The 19,356-nt window shown below is 56.4% G+C and carries 13 protein-coding genes; 9 read left to right on the top strand and 4 right to left on the bottom strand.

Translation table 11 applies throughout. The features are described from left to right. The first annotated feature begins 128 nt into the window (after positions 1-128). The 5 genes from B2T33_RS02980 to B2T33_RS02960 all read left to right on the top strand — a co-directional run bounded on the left by B2T33_RS02980 (position 129) and on the right by B2T33_RS02960 (position 4,544). A complete protein-coding gene (locus B2T33_RS02980; protein WP_286791122.1) occupies positions 129-674 on the top strand; it encodes an O-acetyl-ADP-ribose deacetylase in 546 nt (181 codons plus the stop codon). A gap of 27 nt (positions 675-701) precedes the next feature. After that, positions 702-1,244 carry a L,D-transpeptidase family protein gene (locus B2T33_RS02975; protein ID WP_064787896.1) on the top strand — a complete coding sequence of 181 codons (543 nt, stop codon included), beginning with the start codon at positions 702-704 and terminating at the stop codon, positions 1,242-1,244. A gap of 69 nt (positions 1,245-1,313) precedes the next feature. After that, a complete protein-coding gene (locus B2T33_RS02970) occupies positions 1,314-2,288 on the top strand; it encodes a DUF2333 family protein (RefSeq protein ID WP_008888722.1) in 975 nt (324 codons plus the stop codon). A gap of 427 nt (positions 2,289-2,715) precedes the next feature. Then, positions 2,716-3,285: a NifU family protein gene (locus B2T33_RS02965; RefSeq protein ID WP_008888723.1), complete on the top strand. Its 570-nt coding sequence runs from the start codon at positions 2,716-2,718 to the stop codon at positions 3,283-3,285. A 269-nt stretch (positions 3,286-3,554) separates the two neighbouring features. Then, positions 3,555-4,544, top strand: a complete 990-nt coding sequence (locus B2T33_RS02960; RefSeq protein ID WP_008888724.1) for a glucosaminidase domain-containing protein — start codon at positions 3,555-3,557, stop codon at positions 4,542-4,544. A gap of 83 nt (positions 4,545-4,627) precedes the next feature. Here the strand turns inward: B2T33_RS02960 and B2T33_RS02955 are convergent, their stop codons facing one another. The 3 genes from B2T33_RS02955 to B2T33_RS02945 all read right to left on the bottom strand — a co-directional run bounded on the left by B2T33_RS02955 (position 4,628) and on the right by B2T33_RS02945 (position 8,667). After that, positions 4,628-5,086 (bottom strand): hypothetical protein, encoded by a 459-nt coding sequence (locus B2T33_RS02955; protein ID WP_286791120.1) that lies wholly within the window; start codon positions 5,084-5,086, stop codon positions 4,628-4,630. A gap of 289 nt (positions 5,087-5,375) precedes the next feature. Further along, positions 5,376-7,643, bottom strand: a complete 2,268-nt coding sequence (locus tag B2T33_RS02950; protein WP_008888727.1) for an NADP-dependent malic enzyme — start codon at positions 7,641-7,643, stop codon at positions 5,376-5,378. A 523-nt stretch (positions 7,644-8,166) separates the two neighbouring features. After that, positions 8,167-8,667 carry a hypothetical protein gene (locus B2T33_RS02945; RefSeq protein ID WP_286791118.1) on the bottom strand — a complete coding sequence of 167 codons (501 nt, stop codon included), beginning with the start codon at positions 8,665-8,667 and terminating at the stop codon, positions 8,167-8,169. Between the two features lie 173 nt (positions 8,668-8,840). Between B2T33_RS02945 and mutS the strand changes: the two genes are divergently transcribed. The 4 genes from mutS (at position 8,841) to trpS (ending at position 17,738) form a co-directional block, all read left to right on the top strand. Beyond that, a complete protein-coding gene (mutS, locus tag B2T33_RS02940) occupies positions 8,841-11,564 on the top strand; it encodes a DNA mismatch repair protein MutS (RefSeq protein WP_286791116.1) in 2,724 nt (907 codons plus the stop codon). A 178-nt stretch (positions 11,565-11,742) separates the two neighbouring features. Then, entirely contained in the window at positions 11,743-14,484 is a 2,742-nt protein-coding gene (locus B2T33_RS02935) for a [protein-PII] uridylyltransferase (RefSeq protein ID WP_008888732.1), read from the top strand. A gap of 540 nt (positions 14,485-15,024) precedes the next feature. Continuing rightward, positions 15,025-16,575: a murein biosynthesis integral membrane protein MurJ gene (murJ, locus tag B2T33_RS02930; protein ID WP_197146311.1), complete on the top strand. Its 1,551-nt coding sequence runs from the start codon at positions 15,025-15,027 to the stop codon at positions 16,573-16,575. 161 nt (positions 16,576-16,736) lie between these two features. Next, positions 16,737-17,738, top strand: coding sequence for a tryptophan--tRNA ligase (gene trpS / locus B2T33_RS02925; protein ID WP_197147753.1), 1,002 nt, complete (start codon positions 16,737-16,739; stop codon positions 17,736-17,738). An 83-nt stretch (positions 17,739-17,821) separates the two neighbouring features. On the opposite strand, the gene B2T33_RS02920 is transcribed toward trpS, so the two are convergent. After that, positions 17,822-19,291: a hypothetical protein gene (locus B2T33_RS02920; protein WP_197146312.1), complete on the bottom strand. Its 1,470-nt coding sequence runs from the start codon at positions 19,289-19,291 to the stop codon at positions 17,822-17,824. Positions 19,292-19,356 lie beyond the last annotated feature (65 nt).

Genomic DNA, 19,356 nt, shown 5'->3' with positions numbered 1-19,356 from the left:
CAACGCTCCGTCAGATTTGGCGGAGCGTTGTTTTTTGACTTATCGGTCGCGTAACACTACTTTGGTGCAGGGGTGCCACCCTTACAGGTTGGTATTGAGGGAAGAATTCACGTTTCAGGATACTATTCGTGACCCACAAAAACGTGCCCGACAAAACCCATGCCATCAGAATTACCGTCGGCGACATCACCACACTTGATGTCGATGCCATCGTCAATGCCGCCAACGAGGCCCTGTTGCCTGGCGGCGGTGTGTGCGGCGCGATCCATCATGCGGCGGGCGCCGAACTGGCAAACGCCTGTCGGCCGCTTGCCCCCTGCCCGACGGGTGACGCCCGAATCACACCGGGATTTAACCTGAAGGCCAAATACGTCATCCACGCCGTCGGCCCGGTCTGGCATGGCGGGGACCATGGTGAAGCCGATCTGCTGGCAAGCTGTTATTGCAATTCAATCTTGCTGGCGGTCGAGAACAATCTGGCCTCTGTGGCGTTTCCTGCCATATCCACCGGGATATTTGGCTATCCGGAAGACCAGGCAGCCAAAATCGCCGTATCAACCATTTGTGAGCTGACTGGCGAATTGGCGCGAATGCCACAAATTTACCTTTGTTGTTTCTCATCATCGGCGCGTCAGCATATTGAAGCTGCGTGCCAGCACTATGCCAGCACATGATCGAATTCGATAAGGTCCATCAATAGAATGCAAAGCGACGCTGCTGCACCTTCGCCGTCCCAACCGCTTGAACTGTTTGCTTCGCCAGACGGTGTGCTGAGCGTGGGTGAACACACATTTCGCTGTGCCCTTGGGATCAATGGCGTGATTGATGCCGACCAGAAAACCGAAGGCGATGGCAAAACGCCGGCCGGTCGCTGGCAGCTGCGCTATGTGATGTATCGTGCCGATCGCCGGCCCAGCCCGCGCACCAAGCTTCCGGTCACCACCATTTCATTTTCCGACGGCTGGTGTGATGATCCCGGTCATCCCGACTATAACTGCCCGGTGCGCCTGCCGTTTGATGCCAGCCATGAAAAGCTGTTTCGCAAGGATGATCTCTATAACATCATCGTCGTTCTGGGCCATAATGATGACCCGCCCGTGCCCGGAAAGGGATCGGCGATCTTCATGCATATCGCCAAACCCGATTATGCTGGCACCGAAGGCTGTGTTGCCTTGGCCGAGAAGGATCTCGAGACACTGCTTGGACTGGCGACCTTTGAAACGTTCATCACCATCACTGCGTAAAATCATGGACTTGCCGTTTGGGTGCACAGCGCCTAGGTTCAATTGCCGGATCAATTCACAGGACAAGTCATGATTGAAGACGATTATCTCTATAAAAAAGGCGGCGTTGCAGGATTTGGTTCCCGACTGAAAGCTATTTTCGGTTCGGGCAAGTTCTGGGTGCGCAGCCTTGGTGTGATCGTTCTGATTGCCGTGATCTATTATCCGGCAGGCATGGCGATTGTGCATCGTATTGACGACAACCCCGACTTTATCGGCAATTACAAGGGCGGCAGTCATGCGGTCAACACCGCCGCAGCCCTGATTGATCGCGAGGTCAACCAGAACCGCTGGACCGCCAACGACCCGTTCTTCCTGCCAAGTGCGGCCCTTGATAACATGCCGAACTTCCAGACCGGGATTGTCTATGCCCTGTCGCGCTTTGCGATCGAGCTTTCCGATCAGATCGGGCGCGCCCGTGGGTCAAGCCAGGTCGACCCGGATCTGGATGACGCCGCCGGCCTTTTGAAATTCCGTGGCGACAAATGGGTGTTTGATCCCAGTGTTTCGCTGCTGCCCGGTGTCACGTCCGAACAACAATACCGTCAGGCAATTCGGTCCCTGCAAAACTACAATACCCGTCTGACCAACGGAAATGCGGTTTTTGAACGCCGTGCCGACAACCTTCAGGAAACACTGAACCGCATTGCCAATGACCTTGGCTCGGCCTCTGCCCTGATTGATGATAAGGTGGAAAATCCGTCGATCTTTGATCGCACGGCCGATGACGTTTTCTATGCCACCAAGGGTCGCCTTTATGCCTATAGCCTGATCTTGCGCGATCTTGGCACCGACTTCGAACAGATCATCAATGAACGCCAGATCGCATCGGTCTGGGCAGAAATGATCGGATCCCTGCAAGCGGCCGCCGCACTTGACCCGATGGTGGTTGTGAACGGCTCGGCCGATGGCATCGTCTTCCCTAACCATCTGGCGGGGCTTGGTTTCTATCTTTTGCGGGCCCGTACCCAGATGCGCGAAATCAGCAGCATTCTGCAACGTTGACGTCAATGTGATTACGAAACACGCCATCCGGAATACCTGAGTTGCGCGCTGCGACTTGATCTTTTGTGGTTTTTGCCCCATTTAGGGCCTAACCAAATGAAATAGAGATTGTTGAGTGGGCTCTAGGGTCTGGACCCGCTGATATATATGCAATGGTTGCTCAGAGTTGTGTGGATACGCGAAGCAAGGCAGCAGGAAGATATGCATCTTGCAATGCCTTGCGACAAAGTAGACCGCGCAACTCCGATCAATCCGAAGGACAGCTACAAGGCTTGCGAACTCCTGCGTCAAACCCCTTGACCGGGATTTCCCGCCCGCTCTACGGGCCTTTCCTTGTATTTCGCAAGCCTTGTAGCTGCCATTACATGTATATCAGCGGGTCCAGATCCTGAAGTCCCGACAATCAGAGTGAGAGGACAAGCCGAAAATGTTCATTCAGACCGAACCAACCCCGAATCCGGCGACACTCAAATTCCTTCCGGGTGAAGAAGTCATGGGCCGTCTTGGCACGGCCAACTTCGTCAAGGGTGACGAAGCCATCAAATCGCCGCTTGCCCGCAAGCTGTTTGAAATTGACGGCATTGCCGGTGTCTTCCTCGGCGGTGATTTCATCACCATCACCAAGGATGACTCCAAGGACTGGCAGACCCTGAAACCGCAGATTCTTGGCGGGATCATGGAACACTATACGTCCGGTCAGCCGGTTCTTGATCAGGATTCCAACGCCGCCACCGGTACCAGCTCTGCTGCCGAAGGTGATGATGAGCTTGTCAGCCAGATCAAGGAACTGCTTGATACCCGTGTGCGCCCGGCCGTGGCACAGGACGGTGGTGACATTGTCTTCCACCGTTTTGAAGATGGCGTGGTTTTCCTTGAGATGCACGGCGCATGCGCCGGCTGCCCGAGCAGCACCGCAACGCTCAAGATGGGCATCGAAAACATGCTGCGTTATTACGTGCCCGAAGTTCAGGCCGTCGAACCGGTCATGGCTGACTGAGCCTGACTTGGTTATCGGACACCTCACCGACAAGATGGCGTCCGACCATCCGGTGAACTGACCGCGCACGGATTTACGAGTCGTTAACAAATTCAGACGCCCGGCGTGAACTTTAACCCGCGCCGGGCGTAAAAATTATGCGCTGAACGAAAAGGTTTTCTTGGCGTTTTCAACTCTCGGAGATATTGCCCGTTGCGATCATCGCGCGCGGCAGGCATAGATAACCTCCACTTGGGATGGACAGTTCGACTGATCCTGGAGATTCAACAATGACTAGCGCAAAAACAAACAGTTACAGGAATGTTGCGCTCGCTTCGATTTTCGGAGCGGTTGTTTTCCTGTATATTGGGCTTTTCGCCGGAATTGATCTTTCTCCAACTCCGGAAGGTTTCGAGACAGAAACCGTCGAAGTCACGGCAGATGAAGCCGTTATCAAAAAGAAGAAAACGGTTTATCGCCGCGGTCCTGAAGTCATCGCACTCAGCCAGTATTTCAAAAGCATCGGCTATCACCTCAATGAGGTAGGCGAAGTTCCGCGCGTCTATATCAAGCGCGTGCCCGAAGGCCTTGGCGAACTGGCATCAGTTGAAGAGCGCAAACAGCTTTTCCTGAAAATCATGTTGCCGCTGGCCATGCGCGTGAACGAAGAAATCACCGCGCGCCGTGAACGCCTGATGGCCATTCAGGCCAAGGGCATTTCCGGCACCCCGGTCAGCCAGGCCGATCAGCAATGGGTCAATCAGCTGATGAAGCGCTATCGCGTGACCGATGGCGGCATCAACGCCCTGCTTGAACGCATTGACGTTATCCCGACCTCCCTGATCCTTGCCCAGTCGGCAGAGGAAAGTGGTTGGGGCACGTCACGCTTTGTGCGCAAAGGCAACGCCCTGTTTGGTCAATGGGCCTGGGGCGACGATGAAGGCATCGTGCCGAAGGATCGCGAAGATGGCAAAACCCACGTCATCAAGGCCTTTGGCAGCCTGATGGACAGTGTGCGGGCCTATGCACGCAACATCAACTCGCACCCGGCCTATCAGGAATTGCGCGAACGTCGCGCAACCCTTCGCGCTGACGGCAAGTTTATCAGTGGCTGGGAACTGGCCGAGACCCTGACAAAATATTCCGAGCGCGGCGAGGAATATGTCGACAGCCTGCATGCGATCATGAGTGTGAACGGGCTGAACGAGCTTGATGGTCTTGATTTTGCGGCAGGCGACGTCCCACCGCCGCCAAAGGTGCTCGCCGCCCTTGAGGAATAATCCCAAGGGACAAAGCCAGAAAACCAAATAAAAAGGGACCCGAACGGGTCCCTTTTTATTTGGTTCGGATATCAGCAGACCCGTTATGGCCGTCCGCGATAAATCCAGCCCTTTTCCGATTTCAGCAACCGGATTTCATCCTCGACCACCCGACGGTCGCCCACCTTGTATTCGCCTTCCTTGAGCGTCAGCATCTTGGTTTTCACCAGATCAAGCGCATCGCGCACCGTGCTGCCAACATCATCCATCGTTCCGGCCGCCTTGCCCTTTTCGGTCACGTCATCGGCAAAGTCGGCAACCGTGCGATCAAACACCAGCTCATAACGCACCATGACAAGCACTTCGTCATCGTCTTCGGAAATGCTGTTGGTTTTGGTCACGTTTTCAACATGGCCGACCTTGGCATAGGGATCATCGCGAAACCGTTCGATCACCGCCGTGGTGATTTCATCGGCTGTCGGTCCGCTGACCTGTTCATCTTCGCAGGCGGCAAGCAGCGGCAAAAACATGATAGCGGCGAAAAACCGGGTCAACTGGCCCATAAGCGATTCCTGTTTTCTGGGTTTTGGCTTGAATTGCGGACTATTGCCTCTGTGATGTGGCAAAAATCGGGTCGGATGTCGCAGAACACGCCCCAAAACGTCTATATGCGCATCCAGCTGTCAGGTTATCACCCATCCACCCAAAATACGCCGACCGAATTATTTCGTTGTGTTGGCTCCGCGGATCGGCGGTCCTGCATGCCCCGCCCGGCAGATCTGGATATCCGAACAAAAAAGGCGGAGCCTGAAAAATCAGCCCCGCCTTTCTGATCTTTGGTTTTGGCTCGGCTTAGCCGTGCTCTGCCTCGTGGGCGGCAAGGGCCGCAAGGTTCACCAGATCGTTCACGGTTGCCCCCATCTGGGCGATCTGGGCCGGTTTTTCCAGACCGATCATCACCGGACCAACCACCGTGCCACCACCAAGCTTATCCAGAAGCTTCGAGGCTGTGGTCGCCGCATGCAGTGCCGGCATCACCAGAACGTTGGCCGGACCCGACAGACGGCAGAACGGATAAAGCTTCAGAAGCTCGGTATCGAGTGCCACATCAACCGCCATGTCGCCATCGAACTCGAAATCGACATTGCTGCTTTCAAGGATGCCCACGGCTTCGCGGATACGGTCGGTATCCTCGCTATACGGGTTGCCGAAGGTCGAGTGCGAAACCATCGCCACACGCGGCTCATGCCCCATCTGACGGGCCTTGGCGGCCGCCTGGATGGCGATTTCGGCCAGTTCCTCTGCATTGGGCAGGTTATGCACACGGGTATCGGCGATGAACACCGTCCGGCCCTTGGCAATCGCGATTGAAAGCCCCATCGGGATTTCACCCGGTTTGGCATCGATCACACCAGCAACATCGGCGAAGCTGCGATTGAAGTTCCGGGTAAGACCGGTGATCAAACCATCGGCATGACCCTGTGCCACCATGACAGAGGCAAAGACGTTGCGCTTCTGGTTGACCATGCGCTGGCAATCACGCCACAGGAAGCCCTTGCGCTGCAGGCGCTGATAGAGGAACTCGGCATATTCCGCATTATGCTTGGAAAGGGCCGCGTTGCTGATTTCAACACCATCAAGGCTTTCAATACCAAGCTTCTTGGCACTTTCATGGATGCGGTCTTCGCGCCCGATCAGGATCGGCGTGCCGTAGCCCGAATTGCGATACGCCACCGCTGCGCGGATCACCGTTTCTTCCTCGCCCTCGGCAAAGGCGATGCGTTTCGGGTGCGCACGGACATAATCGGAAATCAGCTGCAAATGGGCTGCCGTCGGATCAAGACGACCACGCAGCTGATTTTCATATTCTTCCATGTCAATGATCGGACGACGCGCCACACCGCTATCCATCGCGGCCTGGGCAACCGCCTTGGGCACGGCGGTAATCAGGCGCGGGTCAAACGGGGCCGGGATGATGTATTCCGGACCATATTGCAAACGACGCCCGGAATAGGCCGCGGCCACTTCATCTGGCACGTCTTCACGGGCAAGCGATGCCACCGCGTGGGCTGCGGCAATCTTCATGTCCTCGTTGATCGTGGATGCCTGAACATCAAGCGCGCCGCGGAAGATATACGGGAAGCCCAGAACGTTGTTGATCTGGTTGGGATAGTCCGAACGCCCGGTGGCGCAAATTGCGTCATCACGAATAGCAGCAACTTCTTCCGGGGAGATTTCCGGATCCGGGTTGGCCATGGCAAAGATGATCGGCTGTTTGGCCATGCTTTTGACCATGGCGGACGTCACCGCGCCCTTGACCGACAGACCAAAGAACGCATCGGCCCCCTTCATCGCATCGTCAAGCGACCGTGCATCGGTATCCGCCGCATGGGCTGATTTCCACTGGTTCATGCCGTCTTCACGGCCCTTGTAGATCACCCCGCGCGAGTCACACATGATCACGTTGTCATGGGCAACACCCATGCTTTTGACCAGCTCGCAACAGGCAATCGCGGCCGCACCGGCCCCATTGATGACAAGCTTGATGTCTTCAAGTTTGCGACCCGTCAGGTCACAGGCATTGATAAGCCCCGATGCCGCAATGATCGCCGTGCCATGCTGGTCATCATGGAACACCGGAATGTCCATAACCTCGCGCAGGCGCTGTTCGATGATGAAGCATTCCGGCGCCTTGATGTCTTCAAGGTTGATCCCGCCGAATGATGCGCCGAGGAAACGCACGCAATTGACGAACTCGTCGACATCTTCGGTCGACACTTCAAGATCGAACCCATCCACATCGGCAAAGCGTTTGAACAGAACCGCCTTGCCTTCCATCACCGGCTTGGAGGCCAGCGCACCAAGGTTGCCAAGGCCAAGCACGGCGGTGCCGTTGGAAATGACCGCAACGATGTTGCCCTTGGAGGTGTAATCATAGGCAGTCGCCGGGTTCTTGGCGATTTCAAGACACGGCACCGCAACACCCGGCGAATAGGCGAGCGAGAGGTCGCGCTGAGTGGTCAGCGGTTTGGATGCGGTGATTTCGATTTTGCCGGGGCGGCCGCTGGAATGAAACAGCAGCGCTTCACGGTCACGAACCTTGATTTCTGTATCTGACATTGTGTTTTTCACTGACGCTTGCGTGGTGAGATGGAAAGCAACCTGTACGGTCTGTTTTGTTCTTAAGTTCTGATTTTCCTGATCGACAAGTTTGCGGCGTGGGACCGTCTTGTCGGACCGCCCAATAAATCAGGCTTCGCGCCCCGGGTCAAAGGCGACGTTAACGGCAACCGCAAAATTACGTAGCGTTTTCCGTATGTTGCGACGCAACATTGCCCTCTGATCCAAGCCGCTTTACATGCGCAAACGCAATGGCGGATACGCCCACCCCATCGACCAAGCCGCCATGACCGTCAGTAAGTGCTGGTTTTTCAGAGGCGTAATCACGCGTGCGCAAACGGCCCTTGGGATTGCCGTTTTTATTGCGCCGCGCAAACCGACCCGCCGATTGGCACAAATATGAACTTTCCACAATACGAAAAACGGGGGCCAATGCCCCCGTGTTCCTGGTGCCTTAGCGGCAAATTTAATCGTTTTCGGCGGACTCTGTCATGCAGCTGCCCGCAACGCCAAAACGTGCGGATTACTTCGGCGAATGCAGATGGATGTTGGTCGCACCGTTCTGTTCAAGAATGTCACGTGCCTTGGCCTCGGCACCTTCGTGGTCCGGGTCGATCCGCACCCACAGGATGACTGATCCGGCGTCCACCGCGCGGGCGAAATCCTCGGTATGCGGGGTGGAAGTCACTTCTTCGATAAATTCACGAAGTGCGACTGCGCCAACACCGGCCCCGACCGCAATGGCGGCGGCCGCCGTCGCAGCGCCCCCAAACAGGGCAATCGCGCCGGACGCCACCAGCGGCACTTCATATTTGGTTTCACCGACCAGTGCGGTCAGCACATCGGACCAGGACCGACCATCCTTGCCTGCCACATCGATGGATTCGTGGGAGCTTAGAACCGACAGATCGGTGCGTTCAAACCCGGCATCGCGGAGCGCACGCAGAGCCGCATCGAAACCGTCCTTGGTATCAAACAGTCCGACCAGTTCCGGGGCCTGCGGGATGGTCTGTTCTTCTGCCATTTTGTACGCTCCTTGCTCACTGTTATTCTGTCGCGAAAAACGACAGTTGGTTGTTGGTCACGATCTTTATATATTCGCAGAAATTCAGGCGTTGCAATGGCATAGATCAAGTTTTATCACCCCGCCAGTTTCCTGCTCTCGTCTTTGCCTTCAGGGTTTGCTATCAAGTCATCATGAACCAGATCGCCGATAAATCCGATACCACACCGACCGCACCTTCTTTTTCCAGAGACGGCGCGACGCCAATGATGATGCAGTTCCTTGAAATCAAGGAACAGTATCAGGACTGCCTGCTGTTTTATCGGATGGGCGATTTCTACGAGCTGTTCTTTGACGATGCGGTCAAAGCCGCCGAAGCCCTTGATATTGCCCTGACAAAACGTGGCAAGCATCAAGGTAACGAAATTCCCATGGCCGGTGTTCCCGTCCATAGTCACGAAACCTATCTGCAACGTCTGATCCGCAAGGGTTTCCGGGTTGCCGTCTGTGAACAGATGGAAGACCCGGCCGAGGCCAAAAAACGCGGCGCCAAATCGGTGGTCAAACGCGGTGTTGTCCGCCTGATCACGCCGGGCACCCTTACCGAAGACAGCCTGCTGGATGCCCGGCGCCACAATTATCTGGCCGCCGTGTCCGAAGTGCGCGGCAAGATCGGGCTTGCCTGGCTTGATATGTCGACCGGTGATTTCTTTGTGCAGCCGTGCGAGATGGCCGGTCTTGGTGCCGCCCTTGCCCGGCTTGATCCGGGTGAAATCCTGTTTTCGGAAAAGATGCTGAACCGTTCTGAAGTGTTCGACATCTATGCCGAATATAAAAACATCATCACCCCGCAGCCGACCGCACGCTTTGATGCTGAAAATGCCCAGCTTAGGCTTAAGAAGCTTTATGAGGTCGAGGCCCTTGATGCCTTTGGCGGTTTTGAGATCGCCGAGCTTTCGGCTGCCGGTGCGCTGATTGATTATGTCGAACTGACCCAAAAGGGCCAGATGCCCCGCCTTGCCCCGCCAACCCGCGTGGCAGAGGGGGCGGCGATGGAAATCGACGCCGCCACCCGTCGGTCGCTGGAGCTGATCCAGACCCAGTCGGGCGAACGCAAGGGATCGTTGCTGTCCGTCATTGACCGCACCCGCACGGGTGCTGGCGCACGTTTGCTGGCCGCGCGCCTGTCCGCCCCGCTGACCAATGCCGATGAAGTCAATAAACGCCTTGATCTGGTGGAATATTTCCATGATCGCGATGGCTTGCGATCTGATCTGCGCGCTGCCCTTGGCGAATGCCCGGATATCGAACGTGCGTTGTCGCGCCTGTCGGTCGGGCGGGGTGGTCCGCGCGATCTGGCGGTGATGCGCGATGGGCTGTCTTGTGCCTTTGCGATTGGCAATCTTCTGAATAAACCCGATGGCGGCAATGATGGCCTGACTGCACAGCCAGAAGCCCTTTCGGATCATTTGACCATGATGGGCCATCACGGCGATCTGATTGATCTGTTGCGCCGGGCAATCGCCGAAAGCCTGCCGCTTCTCGCACGCGATGGTGGCTTCATTGCTGGGGGCTATCACCCGCCGCTTGATGAGCTCCGCATGCTATCGAGTGAAAGCAAAAAGCTGATCGCCAATCTGCAGGCCCGCTATACCGAACAAACCGGGATTTCCAACCTTAAGGTCAAGCACAACAACGTACTTGGCTATTTCATCGAAGTATCGGCCAAAACCGCGGACAAGATGATGGAGATGGATGAGTTTATCCACCGCCAGACCATGGCCAATGCGGTGCGCTTTACCACCGTCGAGCTGTCCGAACTTGAAAGCAAGGTCTCCAAGGCCGGTGATCAGGCCCTTGCGCTTGAACTTGAACTGTTTGACGAACTGGTCGCAGCCGTTCTGGCCAAGGCCGATGACATCGCCAAATGTGCGAGTGCGCTGGCCGGGCTTGATGTATCGGCTGCTCTGGCCGAACTCGCCCGCGATCAGGGCTGCATTCGCCCGAACATTGATAATAGCCTTGCCTTTGACATCACCGCTGGCCGCCATCCGGTGGTCGAGGCCGCCTTGCGTGAAAATGGCGACGCCCCCTTTGTTGCCAACGATTGCCGCCTTGAAGATGAACAAAGCCTGTGGCTGATCACCGGTCCGAACATGGCCGGTAAATCGACCTTCCTGCGCCAGAATGCATTGATTGCGGTGCTCGCCCAGATCGGCGCGTTTGTCCCGGCGACCAAGGCCCATATCGGGGTGATTGACCGGCTGTTTTCACGTGTCGGTGCGGCCGACGATCTGGCGCGCGGGCGATCGACCTTCATGGTCGAAATGGTGGAAACCGCATCGATCCTTAATCAGGCAACCGATCGTTCGCTGGTGATTTTGGATGAAATCGGGCGTGGCACCGCGACCTTTGATGGTCTGTCGATTGCCTGGGCCGTGGTTGAAAACCTGCATGAAATCAATCAGTGCCGTGGTCTTTTCGCCACCCACTATCACGAACTGACCGCTTTGGCGGCCAAGCTCAAACACCTGTCGTGTCACACCATGCTGATCAAGGAGTGGCAGGGCGAGGTCGTCTTCCTTCATGAAGTCGGCGCTGGCAGTGCGGATCGGTCATATGGCATTCACGTCGCCCAGCTGGCGGGTCTGCCAAAGCCCGTGATCAAACGTGCCGAACAGGTGCTCAAGACCTTGGAAAAGGGCGAACAGGGTGGCGCGGTGTCCAAGCTTGCCGATGACCTGCCGCTGTTTGCGGTTGCCATCGAACAGGCCGCCAAGGAGGAACGCACAAGCGCCCCGGCCCTGTCGGACGCGCAAAAGGCGCTGCTTGATGCGGTTGCCGATCTTGATCCAGATAACATGACCCCGCGCGAAGCCCTTGATGCGCTGTATCGTCTTCAGTCGCTGAAGGGCTGATCACCTGCAAAACAGGCGGCCTATCCCCATATCAGGTGCGTGTCTGCCGATCGAACTTGCGCACGCATTTGATGCGGATAGATGAAATTGGCGCTATGGTGCGGCAACTGTTAAGAAAATTGATATATAAACCCTGTCGCCGACAGACCGCACGCCAGGGCCGAGGAAACCGACCAACGTGACCTACAAGATCAAGAAGCAGCGCGAAATCATCGACCGCAAAAAGGTCTTTGCCGAGCTTGAGGCGATCGCAAACGATCCGGCACTCAAAAGCTTCAAACAGCGCACCGCCGTTCTCAACAAGCTGAAATCAGTACTTGAGGCCGGGCGATCTGTTATCCGCGCACGCTTCGAAGAAAGCAATTCCGGGCAGGACACCGTCTTTTCCAACAGTTTCCTGATGGATCAGATCGTTCGCCTGATCCATGATTTTGCCACCACGTTCGTCTATCCACTGCACAATCCGACCAATGAACAACGCATGTCAGTCGTCGCCGTCGGCGGTTATGGCCGCGGTGACATGGCGCCGCATTCCGATGTCGATATCCTGTTTCTGTTTCCCTACAAACAGACCGCACATGGCGAACAGGTCGTTGAATTCATTCTTTATATGCTTTGGGATCTGGGGCTTAAGGTCGGCCATGCGACGCGATCCGTCGATGATTGCCTGCGCATGGGCAAACAGGACATCACCATTCGTACCAACCTGCTTGAAAGTCGCTTTGTCTGGGGTGATGAGGAAACCTATAAACTGTTTCGCACCCGCTTCATGGAAGAGCTGGTCAAGGGCAGCGGCATCGAGTTTATCGAAAAGAAGCTTGGCGAACGTGATGAACGCCACACCCGCATGGGCGATTCACGTTATGTGGTCGAGCCCAACGTCAAGGACGGCAAGGGCGGGCTTCGCGACCTTCATACCCTGTTCTGGATTGGCAAATACCTTTATCGCGTCAATTCCCCGATGGAACTGGTCGATCTCAAGGTCCTGACCCGCAAGGAAGCACGCGGCTTCTTGAAGGCGCAAAACTTCCTGTGGGCGGTACGCTGCTGGTTGCATTATCTGTCTGATCGCGAAGAAGATCGCCTGACGTTCGATATGCAGCGCGATATTGCCGAACGGCTTGGCTATACCGATCATGCCGGCGCATCGGGCGTCGAACGCTTCATGAAGCACTATTATCTGATGGTGAAACATGTCGGGAACCTGACCCGCATCTTCTGTGCCGCTCTTGAAGAAAGCCATCAGCGCCGCCCGCTGATCCGTTTTCCGGGCAAGCTGTTTGGCACCAAGGAAATTGACGGGTTTGAGCTGCGCAATGAACGCCTGACGGTCGAAAGCCTTGATGTCTTCAAGAACGACCCGATCAAGATTTTGCGCCTGTTTCTGGTTGCCCATCAAAACCGGGTCGGCATTCATCCCGAAACGCTGCGCTGGATCACGCAAAGCCTGAAATATGTTGATCACAAGCTGCAAAACGATCCGGACGCCAACGAGGTTTTCCTTGAAATCCTCACCCAGCGCGACAGCCCGGATGTGACGCTCCGCAAGATGAACGAGGCCGGTGTACTGGGGCGTTTCATCCCCGATTTCGGCCGTGTCGTTGCCCAGATGCAGTACGACATGTACCACACCTACACCGTGGACGAGCACACCATCAGGGCGATTGGCGTGCTTAATCAAATCGAGTCCGGCGAACTTGCCGAAGACGCCCCGGTTGCAACCCGCATCATGGGTCAAGTGATTTCGCGTCGTGTGCTGTATGTCGCGGTATTGCTCCATGACATCGCCAAGGGCCGTGGCGGCGATCATTCCGAGCTTGGCGCCGAAGTCGCCGAAAAGCTCTGCCCGCGGCTGGGTCTGTCGCCGGCCGATACCGAGGCGGTCGCCTGGCTGGTCAAGGCGCATCTGTGGATGAGCCTGACCGCGTTCAAGCGTGATCTCAATGATCCCAGTACCATTCGCGCCTTTGCCGATCTGGTGCAATCGCAGGAACGCCTGCGCCTGTTGCTGTGCCTGACGGTGGCTGACATCCGCGCGGTGGGTCCCAATGTCTGGAACGGCTGGAAGGCCACCCTGCTGCGTGAACTTTACTATGCCACCGATGATATGCTGTCAGGCGGTCTTAATGCCGATAGCCGCGATTCGCGCGTCGAAAATGCGCAAAACGCGCTGCGTGACGCGCTCAAGGACTGGCCCGAACAGGATATCGAGGACTTTATCGAACGCGGCTATCCGTCCTATTGGCTGAGCTTTGATACCGACATCCACGTCCATCACGCCCATCTGACCCGGGACGCCCGAAATTCCGGGGCCGAGATCACGGTCGATGTCCGCATCGATACCGAAATTGATGCCACCGAAATTACCGTCCACACCACGGACCATCCCGGCCTGTTTTCCCAGATTGCAGGCGCAATGGCGCTGTGCGGGGCCAACGTGGTCGATGCAAAGATCCTGACTCTTGCCGATGGCATGGCACTTGATACCTTTTTCGTGCAGGACACCAATGGCGAGGCGTTTAACGACTCCACCAAACTTGATCGCCTGCGCGACACACTGGAAAAGGTCATTTCCGGGCAGATCCGCCCCAGTCAGGAAATCGAACGCCGCCAGACCAAGGACAACAAGCACCGCACCGCGGTGTTCAAGGTCGAACCGAATGTCATTATCGACAACAAGGCCAGCCGCACCCACACGGTGATTGAAATCACCGCCCGCGACCGGCTGGGCCTGCTTTATGACATCACGCGCGCGCTCCGCGATCTTTCGATGCAGATTGCCTCTGCGCGCATTTCCACCTTTGGCGAACGCGCGGTTGACGTCTTCTATGTCAAGGATGTGTTCGGGCTCAAGATCGACAGCCGTACCAAGTTTGTCCAGGTCAAGGAAACCCTGACCCAGGCGATTCGCAACGACTAGCGCGTTTTACAATCGCCGCAAAAAAACAAACCGGATCGATCCAATACCCATGCGCTACCCTAGGCAACGCCACGGTATGGATCAGATCCGGATGTACCGGCCGATAGGGCCAGTAAACTGTTCGAATTATATTTCTTTGGAAATTGTGACGGACGAGGAAGGGTAAAACCAAACCCGACAGCGTGACCTGTTATTCACGGTGCCGAAATCCTCGGAGTGCAGCAGGTTGAGGTGGATACCGTATTTCCCCGCCCGTCCAATATGAGGCTCGCGTCCCAACGAACCCTCAGCGAATGTGAATATGCGGGTGTTGCAACTGTTTTTCTGTGACGGCTGTCACAGGGACCTCAAAAAAATCACCTAATTCAATCACTTTCACAAAAATGCGATATACGCCGCGGTTTTCGGCCTCAAAAATTACGACTATTTTCACCTTCGACTGTCAGATTTCTGTGCATCAAACGTGAAAATACCGCAATCGCACGTCATCACCGGCAGAATCGCGCCCTTTGGTGACGCATAAATACGGAACGCTCTCGAATGTCGCTTGTCCGCTCTATCGCCACGGTGAGTGGCTTTACGCTGTTGTCCCGCCTTCTGGGATTTTGCCGCGATATTCTGATTGCCGGGATGCTTGGGGCGGGCGGCATGGCCGATGCGTTCTTTGTCGCGTTCAAGTTTCCCAACCTGTTTCGTCGCCTGTTTGGCGAAGGCGCGTTTTCCGCAGCCTTCATCCCGCTTCTGGCCGGTGACATTGAAAAACGTGGTATGGACGCGGCCCGCGAATTTGCTGCGCGCGCCATGTCGATGCTGATCCTGATCACCGGTTTTCTGGTGGCGATTATCGAAATCCTGATGCCCTGGGCGATGTATGTGTTTGCGCCGGGCTTTGCCGAAAATCCCGAAAAGTTCGAACTTGCTGTCGAACTGTCGCGCATCACGTTTCCCTATCTTGCCTTTATTTCCGCCGTCGCGCTGATGTCGGGCGTGATGAATACGCTTCATCGCTATGCCGCCGCCGCCGCCGCCCCGATCATTCTCAATATCTGCCTGATTGCGGCCTTGCTCGGCTTGGCACCGGTGACCGAAACCCCGGCCCATGCCTTGGCTTGGGGGGTGGCGATTGCCGGTGTGGCACAGTTCCTGATGCTGGTGATTGCGTGTAAACGGGTCGGTTTCGCCATAAAATGGCAGATGCCGCGTGTTGATGACCGCATCAAGCTTCTGGGCAAACGCATGATCCCGGGCATGATTGGCGCCGGCGTCTATCAGATCAATCTTCTGATCGACACCATGCTGGCCTCCCTCGTCTCGGATGGCGCGGTCTCCTGGCTTTATTATGCCGATCGCGTGCAACAATTGCCGCTGGGTGTGATTGGCATTGCGATTGGCACCGCCCTTTTGCCGACATTGTCGCGCCAATTGCAGGGTGATGATGCCAAAACCGCGATGTATAGCCAGAATCGCGGCATCGAAATTGCCCTTCTTCTGACCCTTCCGGCCGCCATAGCCCTTGGTGTCATGGGCCTGCCGGTGATCAATGTCCTGTTTGAACGCGGGGCATTTGGCGCGGAAGAAACCCTCATGACCGGCATGGCGCTCACGGTCTTTGCCTTTGGCCTGCCGGCCTCGGTTCTGGTCAAGGTCCTCGCACCCGGCTTCTTTGCGCGCGAAGACACCAAAACACCGATCCGTATCGGCATTTCCTGCATGGTGCTCAACATCGTTCTGATCGTGGTACTGATGCCATGGTTCGGGCATCTTGGCATTGCGGCGGCAACGTCTGTTTCGGTCTGGGTCAATGCGACCTCGCTTGGTCTTATTTTGCATCGGCGGGGCGACCTGACCTTTGATGCCCGCCTTGCCCGACGCATCCCGCGCATTCTTGTTGCATCAGCACTGATGGGATCGGCACTCTGGTTTGCGATTGATGCCTTCTGGCAAAATGATGCGCTTTCGATCACACGCATCATCACCATGGCGGTGATTGTAACCGGTGGCATGGCCGTCTATGCGATTACGGCCCAACTGCTTGGTGCGACCAGCTTTTCCGAGCTCAAGGCGACGCTCAAACGCGGAAAACCCGCCTGATCCGAATATTTCCGGGCATTTCCCGAAAGCAGCTTGACCAAATCGGGCCAGACCCTAAACTCGCGCGCTGTTTGCTTGCATGCTCGTCCGCCGGCGGGTGTCCAAAACCTGGCGGAGTATGCAGGCCCTGTTAAACTTAAATTGAAATGGACGACGACGTTATGGAACGTGTGTTTTCGGGCGCTCAGCCCACCGGTAACCTTCACCTTGGCAACTATCTTGGCGCGATCCGCAACTGGGTCGAACTGCAGAAGAAATATGAATGCATCTTCTGCGTGGTCGATATGCATGCCATCACGGTCTGGCAAGACCCCAAGGAACTGCGTTCCAACATTCGCGAACTGGCGGCCAGCATGATTGCTTCGGGCATTGATCCGGAAAATCAGGTGCTGTTTAACCAAAGCCAGGTTTCCGCCCATGCCGAACTGGCCTGGATCTTTAACTGTGTCGCGCGCATCGGCTGGATGAACCGCATGACCCAGTTCAAGGAAAAGGCGGGCAAACATCGTGAAAACGCGTCGCTCGGCCTTTATGCCTATCCGAGCCTGATGGCGGCTGACATTCTGGCCTATAAGGCGACCCATGTACCGGTCGGCGAAGACCAGAAACAGCATCTTGAGCTGGCACGCGATATCGCGTTGAAATTCAACACCGATTACGAGGTCGAAGGCTTCTTCCCGCAGCCGGAACCGCTGATCCTGGGTCCGGCAACGCGTGTGATGTCGTTGCGTGACGGCTCGAAAAAGATGTCAAAGTCCGATGCGTCCGATATGTCGCGCATCAACATGACCGACGATGCCGAAACGCTTGCCAAAAAAATCCGCAAGGCAAAAACCGATCCGGAACCGTTACCATCCGAGGTCGCCGGTATTGAAGGCCGCCCGGAAGCCAAAAACCTGATCACCATCTATGCAGCGCTGACCGACAGCACGGTCGATGCAGTTCTGGCAGAACATGGCGGCACCCAGTTCTCTGGCTTCAAACAGGCGCTGACCGACGTGGTTGTCGAAAATCTGGCACCGATCACCGAAGAAATGGCACGGCTCAAGGCCGATCCGGCCTATATCGATTCCGTTCTGGCCAAGGGTGCCGAGCGTGCCAACGCCATCGCCCAGCCGATCCTCAAAGAGGTCAAGGAAATCGTCGGTTTCCTCAATAGCTGATCGCACCAGACCATCTGAACATCAAAAAGCCCGCCGGTTTAAACCAGGCGGGCTTTTTTGTTTTGATTTCGAAACATGCCTTATCAGATCGCATTTCCAGACGGTGAAGGCTTCTGCTGCATCGCCTGATATTTCTTCAGACCATCCATCATCGTCTGGCTGAACCAAGCACCCACCGGCGCATCGCCATTCAGGTTATCAGACGCCTGCTGCAACAGCGGGTGATCAGCTGGCGCGTCAGCAGCCGGTGCATTGGCGGGAATGGCCGATCCACCCTGATCTTTGTTGGCGACATCGTATCCGTCATAGGCGGTTTCCGGGCGATCATCGGCCACCGCATTGCTGCTGGCGACGGCATCTGCCGCCATGGTTTGTGCCTTGTCACGGCCAAGGGCAGCGTTAAAGCGGGCCGCCATTTCGGCCGCCGACAGTGGCGTGCCATCTGGCGACGTCGTCTGTATTTCGCTGGCCTTGCGTTCTGCGGTCTCGGCCTTCACGGCATTCAGTTTGGCGTATTTGGCTTCATGGGCGGCCATTTCAGCGGAAATGGCCATGCCGTTGGTCTGGCGGCTAAGCCGGCCGCTGCTGGCGGCACGCGCCCATACGGTATTGGCATCACCGGTGCTGGTGACCGGGCGACGCGCGGTCTCGGTTGCCGTCGAATTGGATGCGACGGTCCGGTTGAAGGCAGATACCGGGTTCGCCGTTCCTGCCGATGCCATGGCAACGGTCAGTTCTGCCGGATCGGTTGAGGGCGGGACAGATGCCGAAGCAAGTTCTGCCTCAGGCTGCGTTGTTGGCTGGGTTTGGCTGGCTTGTGCAACCTGTGCAGCCACTGTCTGAGGCATTTGCGCACCTTGTGCCCACGGCACATTCAAATCAGAGGCCCGAACGCCCGTGCTGCCAGCTGCGGCATTCGATGCCAGCATCGCCTGATCAACCGGGGCCGTTGGCGCAGACTGTACAATGGTGGCCTGTTCGGCCGGGCTGACGGATTGTGATTGCGCGCCGGTCATCCAGGGCAGAACCAGATCGCCCTGATAGGCGCTGTTTTGCGCAACCGTGGTTGCCTGATTGGTAGCCGCGTTCGCATTGCCTGCATCGGCCACCGCCGTGCCATCATCAATGCCGCTGCCTCCAAACCCGTCTTCGACCATCGCCATGAAGTGGGTGCCGGTATCGTCGCCGGTGACCGCATCGACCACGGCATCAATCGCCGCCCCGGCAAGGCCAAACACCCCGCCAAACAGGCCGCCGCCCGCAACGCGCGCGCCATTGCCGATCTCATCGCCGGTCAAGGAACGATAAATCATCCCGACTCCGGGAATATGTTGCAAGGGATTGATCACATCGAGGAAATCGGTGAATTCAAAGCCATCCTCGCCAAACATATATTGCGAGAATGTCCGGCCTTCGGATGTGCCAGAAAGCTGGTCGGCAGCATTGGACTGGGCAAACTTGCCGTTTGCCGCCCCATTTGTGCCACCTGCACCGCCCGCGCTACCGGATAGGCTACCGGGCGAAATTTGCCGCCAATTTTCACCAATCGACATGTCTGTCCTCCTCTTGCCATCTGTTTTGCAAAAGGAGTGCCAGTTTTAACGCAGTCTAACGCTTT

Origin of the sequence: Thalassospira sp. UBA4513 (assembly GCF_002388495.1) — a bacterium.
Lineage (GTDB): Bacteria > Pseudomonadota > Alphaproteobacteria > Rhodospirillales > Thalassospiraceae > Thalassospira > Thalassospira tepidiphila.
Note: the sequence above shows the minus strand (reverse complement) of the source record. Positions and strands in the feature narration are given on the sequence as shown.